At 64.3% G+C, this 12,099-nt stretch carries 11 protein-coding genes; 5 read left to right on the forward strand and 6 right to left on the reverse strand.

Features of this window, described 5'->3' with window-relative positions; genetic code table 11:
- Positions 1-4 precede the first annotated feature (4 nt).
- From J7392_RS20225 to J7392_RS20250, 6 genes are all read right to left on the reverse strand, one after another.
- A complete protein-coding gene (locus J7392_RS20225; RefSeq protein WP_209219144.1) occupies positions 5-1,228 on the reverse strand; it encodes an FAD-dependent oxidoreductase in 1,224 nt (407 codons plus the stop codon).
- A complete protein-coding gene (locus tag J7392_RS20230) occupies positions 1,228-1,950 on the reverse strand; it encodes an amino acid ABC transporter ATP-binding protein (protein ID WP_209219145.1) in 723 nt (240 codons plus the stop codon). The genes J7392_RS20225 and J7392_RS20230 overlap by 1 nt, the downstream gene beginning before the upstream one ends.
- Positions 1,943-2,596: an amino acid ABC transporter permease gene (locus J7392_RS20235; RefSeq protein ID WP_209219146.1), complete on the reverse strand. Its 654-nt coding sequence runs from the start codon at positions 2,594-2,596 to the stop codon at positions 1,943-1,945. Before J7392_RS20235 ends, J7392_RS20230 begins: the two co-directional genes overlap by 8 nt.
- 13 nt (positions 2,597-2,609) lie before the next feature.
- Positions 2,610-3,275, reverse strand: a complete 666-nt coding sequence (locus J7392_RS20240; RefSeq protein WP_067260891.1) for an amino acid ABC transporter permease — start codon at positions 3,273-3,275, stop codon at positions 2,610-2,612.
- 60 nt (positions 3,276-3,335) lie between these two features.
- On the reverse strand, positions 3,336-4,142 hold the full coding sequence (locus J7392_RS20245; RefSeq protein ID WP_209219147.1) for a transporter substrate-binding domain-containing protein: 807 nt from the start codon (positions 4,140-4,142) through the stop codon (positions 3,336-3,338).
- 245 nt (positions 4,143-4,387) lie between these two features.
- A complete protein-coding gene (locus J7392_RS20250; RefSeq protein ID WP_209219148.1) occupies positions 4,388-5,905 on the reverse strand; it encodes an aldehyde dehydrogenase (NADP(+)) in 1,518 nt (505 codons plus the stop codon).
- 105 nt (positions 5,906-6,010) lie between these two features.
- Here J7392_RS20250 and J7392_RS20255 point away from each other — a divergent pair, with 105 nt between their 5' ends.
- The 5 genes from J7392_RS20255 (at position 6,011) to J7392_RS20275 (ending at position 12,096) form a co-directional block, all read left to right on the forward strand.
- Positions 6,011-7,039 (forward strand): Ldh family oxidoreductase, encoded by a 1,029-nt coding sequence (locus J7392_RS20255; RefSeq protein ID WP_209219149.1) that lies wholly within the window; start codon positions 6,011-6,013, stop codon positions 7,037-7,039.
- 249 nt (positions 7,040-7,288) lie between these two features.
- Positions 7,289-8,890, forward strand: coding sequence for a glucan biosynthesis protein G (locus tag J7392_RS20260; protein ID WP_348540716.1), 1,602 nt, complete (start codon positions 7,289-7,291; stop codon positions 8,888-8,890).
- The gene (locus J7392_RS20265; RefSeq protein WP_209219150.1) at positions 8,887-9,057 is read left to right on the forward strand and encodes a hypothetical protein; all 171 of its coding nucleotides are present in this window, start codon (positions 8,887-8,889) and stop codon (positions 9,055-9,057) included. Before J7392_RS20260 ends, J7392_RS20265 begins: the two co-directional genes overlap by 4 nt.
- A gap of 5 nt (positions 9,058-9,062) precedes the next feature.
- Positions 9,063-10,868 carry a glucans biosynthesis glucosyltransferase MdoH gene (mdoH, locus tag J7392_RS20270; protein WP_209219151.1) on the forward strand — a complete coding sequence of 602 codons (1,806 nt, stop codon included), beginning with the start codon at positions 9,063-9,065 and terminating at the stop codon, positions 10,866-10,868.
- Positions 10,855-12,096 (forward strand): OpgC domain-containing protein, encoded by a 1,242-nt coding sequence (locus J7392_RS20275; protein ID WP_209219152.1) that lies wholly within the window; start codon positions 10,855-10,857, stop codon positions 12,094-12,096. The genes mdoH and J7392_RS20275 overlap by 14 nt, the downstream gene beginning before the upstream one ends.
- Positions 12,097-12,099 lie beyond the last annotated feature (3 nt).

The raw sequence follows: 12,099 nt of genomic DNA on the forward strand, positions 1-12,099 counted from the left end.
GCCTCTAGAAACGGGCGGGAGAGAAGGGGGTCAGGTCGATGCCGGGGTCTTGACCGGTCATCAGATCCGCGATGATGGCGGCGGTGCCTGCCGATTGGGTGAGGCCCAGATGCCCGTGGCCAAAGGCGCAGAACACATCCGGGCGGCTTGGCAGCGCGCCGATGGCGGGCAGGCTGTCGGGCAGTGAGGGGCGGAAACCCATCCACTGCGTGCCGCCCGAGGTGTCGAGCCCCGGCAAAAAGCGCTTGGCCTTTTTCAGCATCGCGTCGGCCCGGGCAAAGTTCGGCGGCAGGTCGAGCCCGCCAAGTTCCACCGCCCCGCCGACGCGCAGCCCATGGCCCACCTTGCTGATGACAAAGCCATGGCCGCCGAAAGTGATCTGGCGCTTCAGGTCGAAGGCACCACTGGGCAGGGTCGTGTTATAGCCGCGCTCGGTCTCCAGCGGGATTTTCGCGCCAGCGGTCCGCGCGAGGTGATGCGAATGCGCGCCTGCGGCCAGCACCACGCGGCCCGGCATCAGGCCAGCGGCGGTCTCAACCCCGCCCGCGAGGAGACGTTCGGCGCGGGTGATGGTGATCTCCCCGCCCCCGGCCCGGAAGCGCTCGGCCATCGCCAGAACATAGTCGCGCGGATCCGAGATCGACTGCCATTCCGGGGTGAAGGTCGCATGGGTGAAGCCGGGCGCAAGACCGGGCTGATAGGCCGCAATCTCATCGCCCTTGAGATGGGTGAAAGCGATCCCCGCCTCTTCGCGGGCCTGCCATCCGGGGAGGGAGGCGCGGAACTCGGCCTCGCTCTCATAGACCTGCAACTGCCCGTCATGGCGCAGCATATGGGCCAGACCGCTCAGCTCCAGATGCGGGTCGAGCGCGGCTTGCGAGAGCTTCATCAGCGCCGTCTGCGCCACGGTCGAGGCCCGCACTTGCGCGGGCCAGCTTGCTTTCCAGAAACGCCACATCCACGGGGCGATCCGCCCGGCATAGCGCGGCGGCACCGACAGCGGACCCAGAGGATCAAGCAGCCATTTCGGCGCTTGCCGGATCATCCGGGGCGAGGCGAGCGGCAGGATCTCGGTAAAGGCAAAGGCGCCCGCATTGCCCGCCGAAGCGCCCGCCGCCGGGCCTTCACGGTCGATCACCCGCACGGGCAGCCCGCGCGCCTGAAGCGCCAGCGCGATGGACAGGCCCACCACGCCCGCGCCGACGACCGTCACCGGGGTTTGGTTCATTACCGCACGCTCGACAGGAATTGACGGGTCTCTTCTTGCTGCGGATCGCCAAAGATTTGATCCGGCGCGCCAATCTCGGCCATGACGCCCTTGTGAAAGAAGGCCACACGGTCCGACACATCGCGTGCGAAACTCATCTCATGGGTGACACAGATCATCGTCATCCCTTCATCTGCCAGCAATTTGAGCGTGTCCAGCACCTCGCCCACCAGTTGCGGGTCGAGGGCCGAGGTCACCTCGTCAAAGAGAATGTAATCGGGCGACATCGCCAATGCACGCGCAATCGCCATCCGCTGCTGCTGCCCGCCCGACAGGCGGCTGGGGTAAACATCAAGCTTATCGGCCAGACCGACATGCGAAAGCTGCTGCACCGCGATCTCTTCGGCCTCCTTGCGGGCGATGCCCTTCACTTTGCGCGGGGCGAGCGTCACGTTTTCCAACACCGTCAGATGCGGAAATGCGTTGAACTGCTGGAACACGATGCCGATCTTGCGGCGCAGCTTGTTCAAGTCGGTGTCGCGGGCGTGAACCTCGGTCCCGTCGACGACGATGCGGCCACTGTCGATCGGCTCCAACCCGTTGATGCAGGTCAAAAGCGTCGATTTGCCCGAACCCGAGCCGCCGATCACCGAGACGACCTCGCCTTTTTGCACGGTTAGGTCGATGCCCTTGAGCACCTGAAGCGCACCAAAGGATTTGTGGACGTTTTCAATCTCAATCATTTTCTTGCCACCTTTTTTCCAAGCGGCTGCCAAGCCGGGCAATGGGGAAACTGAGCGCGAAGTAGATCGCGCCGGTCACGAGCAGGATGAACATCGGCTCTTGCAGGCGTGTCACCAGAATTTGCGAAGACCGCAGCAATTCGATGATGCCGAGCCACATCACCAGCGCGCTGTCTTTCATCACGCCAAGCGTGAGGCCGATCCAACTGGGCAGACCAACCCGCAGCGCCATGGGAAAGACGATCTGCGTGAGGTCTTGGCCCCATGTCATGCCAAGCGAACGCGCCGCACGGCGGGTGACCGAAGGCACCGCCTCAATCGCGCCGCGCACGATCTCGGTGCAATAAGCCGAGGTATAAAGCGCCAACACGATGCAGGAGGTCACGAAGGGCGAAATCCCCCAGCCCGCGATTGCCTGAAAAGCGTTGGCGAGGATCAATTGGATCAGCAGCGGGACCGAGCGGAAGATATCCAGCACGAAGGTCAGCGGCAGCGCCGCCCATGGGCTGATCTGGCTGCGCAGCACCCCGAAGAACACCCCCAGCAGCGTGCCGCCCACCACCGCGAAGGCGGTGACCGAAAGCGTCACCCCTGCGCCTTTGAGCATGAACAACAGGTCGTTGAAGGTCAGAGCCGTATCAAACATCTATTCTCTTCCTTCAGTAGCGAAACAGGCGGGCCGCAAGCAGCCGTGCGCCAAGCATCACGGTCTTGGCGATCACGTAGTAGATCACCGCCGCCAATGCGAAGAATTCAAAGGTTCGGAAGCTGCGCGCGTTGAGGTCTTGCGTCACCCCGGCGAGATCCGAATTCAGCCCCACCGTGACACCCAGAGAGGTCATCAAGATCGCCCAGATCATCTGGTTCGTCGTCGGCAGGAACGAGATGCGGAACATCTGCGGCAGGATGATCAAGCGAAACGCCTTGGCCTGCCCCATGCCCAGTGACCGCCCGGCGCGCAGCTGGGTGCCCGGAATGGCGCGCATCGCGCCGCGGAACGTCTCGCAAAGGTAGCCCGCGTTGTTGAAGGCGATCCCGGCCAGCAGCGCGGCGTAGGGGCTGAGATAAATCCCGAAAGACCCAAGCCCGAAATGCGCCATGTAAATCTGAAACAGCGCCGGCGTATTGCGCGCCACTTCGACCCATGCGGTCGCAGGCGCCCGCAACCAAGCCGATTTGGCATCCCGGCCCACGGCCAGCAGCACGGCGATGGCAATGCCGATGAGCATCGACAGGATCGATATTTGCAGCGTGACCAGCGCGCCTTCCAGCATCTCTGGTAAGGCGCGAAAGGCCTGTCGCCATTGAAAGGTGTAGTTGCCCATCTCTTGCTCCGATCAGCGGTTATCGGCAGTGGGGGCCGCGACGGGCGGCCCCCGCATCCATCAGCGATAGGCTTTGGCGATGGTCAGGTCAGGCGCGTCGCCGCCGACCCATTTGTCAAAGAGTTCCTGATAGCGGCCCGAGCGCACCTGCTGGTTCACGAAGAGGTCGAGATAGTTCAGCAGACCGTATTCCTGACGCAGGCCGATCAGACCGACATAATCCACGTCAAACGGCGCATCACCCGCGATGGTCAGACCGTCGAACTTGCCGCTCGCCACGATGGAGGAGGCCACGGTGGAGGTCACGACCGTCGCGTCGATCTGGCCTTGGGCCAGCGACAGGAAGACGTCCGCTTGGCTCTGGTAGGAACGGAAGCTGCCCTCGTCCCATGCGTCGACCTGCTCTTCCAGCGCGATGGCTTCGAAAGTGCCCGCGACGGAGCCTACGGTCTTGCCCTTGAGGCTTTCAAAGCTGTCGACGCCCGCATCTTCGCGGGTCAGCACGACGTTGGTGAAGGCGAAATAGGGCACTGAGAAACCAACGGTCTTAGCGCGCTCCAGCGTGTCGGAGGTGGAGGCAACACCCACATCCGCGCGGCCCGAGACGAGGGCGGGAATACGGTCGGGGAAGGGCGTCTCCACGATCTCGGCTTCGACGCCAAGGGCCGCGGCCAGATCGTTGCAATAGTCCACGTCGAAACCGACGGGCGTATTGCTGTCATCGCGCGAGCCCATGGGCGGGAAGTCCAGCACCACGGCGCAGCGCAGCGTGCCCGAAGAAATGATGTCGTCCAGTTTGTCGGCCTGAACGGCGGTGCCGATCACGGTCGCAGCCACGAGGCTCCCGGCGAGTTGCGTGAATTTCATAGGTATCTCCCTCTTGGGTTGGTCGCCCCCGACTCTCTCTGGACGGGGTGCGGGGTGGTATGAAGGAACAATGTCTTCATTAAAAATACAATATGTATTTTTAACTTTTACCGGCATGTCGACATATTTTTGATACATTCCGGTCTGGCCAGCATGGTCGCGAAAGAGCAGCCGGTTGGGCTGCTCCCCCACGGCGTAACAAATGCGAAAAGCCGGGCGCGCGGCCCGGCTTTTACGATCTCAGATTATTCCGCCGCGTCTTCCGGCAGCAGCGCCTCGGGCAGGTTCTGATAGGACACGGGCCGCAAGAAACGGCGGATCGACAGGGTACCCACGCTGGTCGCGCCGAAGTTGGTGCTGGCCGGATATGGCCCGCCATGCACCATGGATTCCACCACCTCGACACCTGTCGGGAAACCGTTGGCCAACAGGCGACCCGCCTTGCGTTCCAGCACCGGCATGAGGTCGCGCGCGGCGTCGACATCCGCGTCATCCATATGCAGGGTGATGGTCAATTGCCCGTCCAGCTCGAGTGCCAGCGCGCGCATCTCTTCCAGCGAAGAGACCCGCACCACCAATCCGAGAGGGCCAAAGACCTCTTCATGCAGCGCCGGATTGGCCTTGAACGCGTCGCCCGTGGTTTCGAAGAGCGCGGGCGCGGCGGTGCGGCCTTCGCTGTCGGCCAGATGCACTTGGCGCAGGCTTGGCGCGGATTTGAACTTGTCCCGCCCTGCGCAATAGGCTTCGGCGATACCGTCTGTCAGCATGACCTGCGGGGCCACGTCTTGCAGCGCTGCGGCCGCGTTCTGCACGAAGGCGTCGGCGCCCGGCCCGTCGATCACCACGGCGATGCCGGGATTGGTGCAGAACTGGCCCGCGCCCATGGTCAGCGATGCCGCCCAGCCCTTGCCAAGTTCCTCGGCCCGTGCCGCCATCGCGGCGGGCAGCATGAACATCGGGTTGACCGAGCCCAACTCGCCAAAGAAGGGGATCGGCTCTGGCCGCGCGGCGCAGAGATCGAAGAGCGCCCGGCCCCCGGCGAGCGAGCCGGTGAAGCCCACGGCCTTGATCCGCGGATGCTGCACCACGGCCTGCCCCACGGCGCGGTTGCCACCTTGGATCAGCGAGAAGACCCCGCGCGGCATGCCGCAGCTTTCCACCGCCGCATGGATCGCTTCGGCCACGATCTCTCCGGTGCCCGGATGGGCGGAGTGGCCTTTCACCACGACCGGACAGCCCGCCGCCAGCGCCGCTGCGGTGTCACCGCCCGCCACGGAGAAGGCCAGCGGAAAGTTCGACGCGCCAAAGACGGCCACGGGGCCGATGGGGCGTTGCACCATGGTGATCGCGGGCCGCGGGGCGGGCTGGCGCTCGGGCATGGCGGCATCGAAGCGGCGGTCGAGGTAGTCGCCCTTTTCGATATGCGCCGCGAACAGGCGGAGTTGGCCCACGGTCCGGCCCCGCTCCCCTTCGAGCCGCGCTTCGGGCAGACCGCTTTCTTGGCTGCCGATCTCGGTGATCTCGGCCCCGCGGGCGTCGATCTCATCTGCGATGGCGTTGAGGAATTTGGCACGGGTCGCGCGGCTGGAATAGCCATAGTCCCAAAACGCTGCTTCGGCGGCTTCGCAGGCTTGGTCGACCAGTTCCACCGTGCCGACCGAGAAGTCATGCGCAGGCCCATGGGCCGGGCTAGAGCTAAAGCTATCATCCGTGGCGATCCATTCGCCAGCGATCAGGTGTTTGCCATGGGGGGTAAAGGCCATCGTCTATCCTTTCATGTGGGCCGCGGCCCGGTGTCAGCTTGCGTCTCTCCACATCTGCATACATGATGTATGCATGATTGCAACCCAAGCCCTGCGAGGATCCAGATGGCCGACACAACCCTCTCTCACGATGACCTGACCGCGATGGTCATTCGGATTTTCCAAGGCGCGGGCCTGTCGCCCCTGAATGCCGCCGCCCTCGCGCGGGTGATTGTCGCGGGCGAAGGCGATGCCTGCAAATCCCACGGCATCTACCGGATCGAAGGCTGCCTGCACACGATCAAGGCGGGCAAGGTGGTCCCCGACGCGGTGCCACAGGTGCATCATGACGACAGCGCCGTGGTGCGCGTGAACGCGGGCGGCGGGTTCTCCAACGCGGCCTTTGAAGCAGGCGCGCCGGTGCTGGCCGAGCGTTGCCGCACCACCGGAATCGCCGCCATGGTGATCAACGATTGCACCCATTTCGCCGCGCTCTGGCCCGAGATCGAGGCGCTGTCCGAGATGGGCCTCGCGGCCATGGCCATGTGCCCCAGCTATGCCAGCGTCGCCCCTTCGGGCGGAACCGACCCCTTGATGGGGACCAACCCTTTCGCCTTTGGCTGGCCCCGGGAAGGGAGCGACCCTTATGTTTTCGACTTCGCCACCAGCGTCGCCGCGCGGGGGGAGATCGAATTGCACCGCCGCGCGGGCACGCCCCTGCCCGAAGGCTGGGCCATCGCCCCCGATGGCAGCCCGACGACCGACCCCGAAGCCGCCCTCGCCGGGGCTATGCTGCCCTTCGGCGGTCACAAGGGATCGGCCATCTCGACCATGATCGAATTGCTCGCCGGGGTGATGATCGGTGACCTGACCAGCCCTGAAGCGCGCGAGGCCTTGGGCTCGCTCACCCTCGCGCCCGCCCATGGCGAATTGATCATCGCCTTCGACCCCAAGACGTTTGCCGCAGGCCGCCCCGGCGATCCCTTCGCCCGAGCGGAAACCCTCTTTGATGCGATCACCGGCCAAGGCGCGCGGCTGCCCTCGCAGCGCCGGTTCAAGGCGCGTGCCGAGACGCGGGCCGAGGGGATTCCCCTGACGGATGCCGAGATGCGCAGCCTCGAGCGTTTGCTGGCCGAAGGCCTCGACGCCGTTTGATCTTTTTCGCGCTCCGACCCGCGGTCGGGGCGCGGCCACCTCAAGGCGATTGTCACAAAAAAGCGGCGATCCTACGGAATTCAAGGCAAAATTTTGTGCAGACCCAATCCGGCGGCGCAGCAATCGGCGGTTTTCCGCGCCGCTCTGCGGCATTCCGCTGAAAGTTGCAAAATGAAGTTTCCAGCGGTCGCGAAAAGATTAGATAGGGGAAAAATTGCACACTCTTAACGTGTCTTCCGAGGTATTGTTTTGCCGAATTTCCGACCCACACGACCCAACGAACTGCGGACCGAAAACCTAGAGCGACGTCAGTTTCTGACCCTCTCTGCCGCGTCCTTTGCCGCCGCCCTGATGCCGCGGCACAGCCGTGCGCAGGAGGTGCCCGCCGCCTCCTTCAGCTTCGACCAACTGGTCGAGGATATGCGCCAGTTGGCGCAAACGTCCTATGCCGCCCCGAAGCCTGTCGAAGGCTTCCTTGCCGGACTGGATTATGACGCCTACCAACGCATCCGGTTCCGGCCCGAGCAGGCCCGCTGGCAGGAAAAGGGCGTGGCCTTCAGGCTGCACGCTTTCCACCCCGGCTGGCTGTTCAAGGAAGCGGTGAAGATCAACGAGGTCCGGGGCGACGCGGTGGAACCGATGGGCTTTACCACCGCCGATTTCGAGTATGACGACGAAGAACTCGTCAAGTCGATCCCGCCCAATGCCGAGATGCCGGGCGTCGCCGGTTTCCGCCTGCACACCCCGCTCAACCGGGCCGATATTTTCGATGAATTGATCGTCTTCCAAGGGGCGAGCTATTTCCGCGCCTTGGGCAAGGACACGCTCTATGGGCTGAGCGCGCGGGGATTGGCCGTGAACACTGGCTTGCCCGAAGGTGAGGAATTCCCCCGCTTCAGCGAGGTTTGGCTGCGCCGCCCCGAACCGGGTGACGATAGCGCCACGATCTATGCCGCACTCGACAGCCCCTCGGTGACCGGGGCCTATCAATTCGTGATCACACCGGGCGAAGACACCACCGTCGAAGTCACCATGCGGCTCTTCCTGCGCGAAGACATCAAACAGCTTGGCATCGCGCCGCTGACTTCGATGTTTTTGCACAATGGCGCGGATAAGGGGAATTTTGACGATTTCCGCCCCGCGGCGCATGACAGCGAAGTCTTGGTGCTGAACACAGGCGAGGATACCACCCTCTGCCGCCCGCTGAACAATCCGCCGCGTTTGGCAAGTTCCTATTTCGGAGCGCAGAGCCCGCGGTCTTTCGGGCTGGCGCAGCGCAACCGGGACTTTGAGCATTACCTCGACGCGCAGGCCCATTACGAACGCCGCCCTACGCTGATGATCGAACCCATGGGCGATTGGGGCAAAGGCACGCTGCGGCTGGTTGAGATACCTTCGGATCTGGAAGGCAATGACAATATCGTGGCCTATTGGATCCCCGAAGGGGAGACCCGCGCGGGCGATGAACTGGCCTACGGCTACCGCATGCACTGGGGGATGACCCCGCCGGGCGCAACACCGCAGACCCTTGGCCGCGTGGTACGGCTGCGCTCGGGCCATGGCGGGGTGGCGGGTGTTGAGGCGGACACCGAGACCCGCAAATTCGTCATCGACTTCGCCGGTGGGCAGCTCAGCGATATGCCGAGCGACGCCGAGCTTGAACCCGTCACCAGCGCACAAAACGGCGAGATCGTGGAGGCGATCCTAAGCCGGGTGGATGGCAGGGACGAATGGCGGCTGGTGCTGGAACTGCGCGCCGAGCCTGATGCCATCGTCGAAATCAAGGCAGTTCTATCGGGATATGACCGCAATCTGACAGAGACATGGGTGTACCAATGGATCAACGCATGACCCTTCAAAACGCGACGATCCCCACTTCCGCAATGGCTGGCGAGGCCGAGAACTGGATGCCGCCTGCCGCCCCGCTTGCGATGCCACGGCAGAGCTTGGAACGGCGCGGCCATCTGGCCGGGCTGGCCGACTTTGCGCGGGCATTTCTGCTGCGGCGTAAGGCCTGAGCACCATGACACCCCAGCACAGGCAGATCGCGGCGGATGGCCCGACCCGTTTTGCACGGGCGGTCGCCCTGCTGTTGTCGCTCGGCTCCGCAGCCCTTGCCGCGACCCTTTTGGCCGAGGCTGCGGCGCGGGATGGGTTCAGCGGCTGGGACGGCCTCCGCGCCCTGCTCGTTTTCGCCACCACCGCTTGGTTGGCTTGGGGCGCGTCACTGGCGCTCATCGGGCTTTTCGGCGGCAGATCAACACCGCCCCGCCCCGCGCTTGAGGCACCCCAGCCGCGCACGGTGATCGCGGTGCCCATCTGCAACGAAGACCCGCTCACCACCTTCGCCCGCATCGCCGCGATTGACCGCTCTGTCGCCCGGGCCGGGGTTACGGCGGATTTCGTCGTTCTGTCGGACACCCGCGATGACGCGCTGGCCGGGAAAGAGCAATTCGCCTTCGCCCGCCTGCTGCGCGAAACCGAGGGCCAAGGCCGCATCTTCTACCGCAGGCGGCAGGACAACGCGGGCCGCAAGGCGGGCAATATCGAAGAGTTCATTCGCAGCTACGGCGGGGCCTATGACTTTGCCGTGATCCTTGACGCCGACAGTCTGATGGAGGGCGAGACGATCCGCGCCATGATCGCGCGGATGCAGGCCGATCCGCAGCTAGGGCTCTTGCAAACCCTGCCCAAGATCATCGGCGCGCGGTCTTTCTTTGGCCGCGCCTTGCAGTTCGCCTCGTGGTTCCACGGGCCAATCTTCACCCGTGGCCTTGCCCGCATGCAGGGAGCGACGGGGCCGTTTTGGGGCCATAACGCAATCATCCGCGTCCGCGCCTTTGCCGAAAGCTGTGGCCTGCCCGAACTCTCCGGCCCGCCCCCCTTGGGTGGGCATATCCTGAGCCACGATTATGTCGAGGCGGCCTTGCTCGCCCGCGCCGGTTGGAAGGTCGAGGTGGATGAGACCTTGGGCGGCTCCTTTGAGGAGGGCCCCGAAAACGTCCTCTCCTTCGCGCGGCGCGAGCGGCGCTGGTGCCAAGGCAACCTGCAACATGCGCGGCTGATCTTTGCGCCCGGCTTGGCGGGGTGGAGCCGCTTTGTCTTTTTGCAGAACGTAACCGCCTATGTGGTCTCGCTTCTCTGGGCGGCTTTTCTCATCACCTCGGCGATCAGCACGCTCTACGCGCCGCCGCCGGAGTATTTCCCCGGCCCCTATCAGCTTTTCCCCGTCTTCCCCGATACCAGCGCGCGCGAGATCACGTTGCTGGCCTTGGGCGTGCTGGGGCTGTTGGTGGTGCCAAAGCTGCTGATCCTGATCCATGCGCTTCTGACCGACCGCGCGCGCGACTTTGGCCGCGCTTTGCGGATGGCGCTGTCGGTGCTGACCGAGATCGTGCTGACCACGCTTCTGGCCCCTTTGATGCTGCTCTACCACAGCCGCGCGGTGATGCAGGTCCTCTCGGGCCAAGACGGCGGCTGGCCCGCCAACCAACGGAACGAGGGCCAATTGAGCTTGGCCGATGGCTGGGCGGCTGGCCGGTGGATCGTGTTCATTGGCGCGGTGATCCTCGCGGCGGTGCAATGGATCGCGCCCGATCTGACCGTCTGGCTGCTGCCCGTGGCGGTCCCGATGTTGCTGGCGCCGCTGCTCATCGCCTGGACCTCCCGCCCCCTGCCCCGCGGGCTTTTCGCCGTGCCCGAGGATGCCGCGCCGCGCGATGTTGTCGCGGAATACGACAGTATCTGCGATGTCTGGCGGCTGACGTGGAATGACGAGCATCTCATGCCAGAACCCAAAGCGGCGGAACTGACCCATGCCACCGCCTAACACCGGGCTATCGCCCGCCGCTCGGGCTGCCGGCGCGGTTCCCAAATCCGCCCGCGATCCGCGCATCGACCTGTTTCGCGGGCTGGCGCTGGTGATGATTTTCATCAACCACGTCCCGGGCAACCCCTATGAGGCGCTGACCATCCGCAACCTCGGTTTCGCCGACGCGGCGGAGGCGTTCTTCCTCATGTCCGGCATCGCTGCAGGCTTGGCCTATACGCCCCGTTTCATCGCGCGAGGCAGGGTTCGCCACGGCCTCTGGCGCGCCATCGCGCCCCTGTGGAAACGGGCGTGGTCGCTTTATGTGGTGCAACTTCTGCTCTCAGCAGTGGCCTTGGGCATCTTCGCCGCCGCCTTCCAGATCACGACAGAGGCCGGGTTCCTGACCAAGATCAACATGCGCCAGGTCTTTCAAAACCCGACCCAGAGCGTGATCGGCATTCCGCTTTTGACGCATCAGTTCGGCTATGTGAACATCCTGCCCGCCTATTCCGTTTTGCTGGTCTGCGCCCCGGCGGCGATTATGCTGGGGCTGCGCTGGCCGCGCCTGCTTCTCGCGCTGTCGCTGGTGCTTTGGCTGTTGACCGGTGTCTTCCGGCTGAACCTGCCGAACTACCCCAACCCGGGCGGCTGGTTCTTTAACCCCTTCGCATGGCAGGCGATCTTTGTCTGCGGAATGCTGGTGGGCTTAAGCCAGCGGCAGGGCTACCGTTTTTTCCCGAACTCGCAGGCGCTGTTCTGGCTGTCCGTCGCTGTCCTGCTCAGCGTCCTCGCATGGCGCTATGTGCCGGGTTTGGGCCGTTTCCTGAACCTGCAAATGCATCATTTGAGAGAGGCCGGGGTGCCCTTCAACATCACTTCGCACGACAAGACCTATCTCTCCGCCCCGCGGTTCGTTCACATTCTGGCCCTGGGATATTTCCTGTCACAGTTGCAGACCGTCACCCGCCTTTCGGCCCATGCCGTGGCCAGCCCCGTCCGGCTGATCGGTCGGCATGGGCTGCTGGTCTTTGCCAGCGGCACCGTTCTGGCGCTGATCTGTCAGGTTGCGATGATGGCGCGTCCAGAGGCGCAGTGGATGCCGTGGGTTCTGCCTGTTGTCGGAACGGCGGCGCTCTATGGCATCGCTTGGATTGCAGAGACCTCGCGGCAGGTGCTTGCCGCACCTGCCGACCCCAAACCCGCACCCGCCTCACTTAAAGCACAAACCGCCGAAGCCACCCCTTAGCCT

The sequence above is a fragment of the Sulfitobacter sp. R18_1 genome (assembly GCF_017743915.1).
Taxonomy (GTDB): Bacteria; Pseudomonadota; Alphaproteobacteria; order Rhodobacterales; family Rhodobacteraceae; genus Sulfitobacter; species Sulfitobacter faviae.

Coding starts and splice junctions, on each gene's coding strand:
- J7392_RS20225 (WP_209219144.1), bottom strand. CDS start 1,228: ATGAACCAAACCCCGGTGACGGTCGTCGGCGCGGGCGTGGTGGGCCTG.
- J7392_RS20230 (WP_209219145.1), bottom strand. CDS start 1,950: ATGATTGAGATTGAAAACGTCCACAAATCCTTTGGTGCGCTTCAGGTG.
- J7392_RS20235 (WP_209219146.1), bottom strand. CDS start 2,596: ATGTTTGATACGGCTCTGACCTTCAACGACCTGTTGTTCATGCTCAAA.
- J7392_RS20240 (WP_067260891.1), bottom strand. CDS start 3,275: ATGGGCAACTACACCTTTCAATGGCGACAGGCCTTTCGCGCCTTACCA.
- J7392_RS20245 (WP_209219147.1), bottom strand. CDS start 4,142: ATGAAATTCACGCAACTCGCCGGGAGCCTCGTGGCTGCGACCGTGATC.
- J7392_RS20250 (WP_209219148.1), bottom strand. CDS start 5,905: ATGGCCTTTACCCCCCATGGCAAACACCTGATCGCTGGCGAATGGATC.
- J7392_RS20255 (WP_209219149.1), top strand. CDS start 6,011: ATGGCCGACACAACCCTCTCTCACGATGACCTGACCGCGATGGTCATT.
- J7392_RS20265 (WP_209219150.1), top strand. CDS start 8,887: ATGACCCTTCAAAACGCGACGATCCCCACTTCCGCAATGGCTGGCGAG.
- mdoH (WP_209219151.1), top strand. CDS start 9,063: ATGACACCCCAGCACAGGCAGATCGCGGCGGATGGCCCGACCCGTTTT.
- J7392_RS20275 (WP_209219152.1), top strand. CDS start 10,855: ATGCCACCGCCTAACACCGGGCTATCGCCCGCCGCTCGGGCTGCCGGC.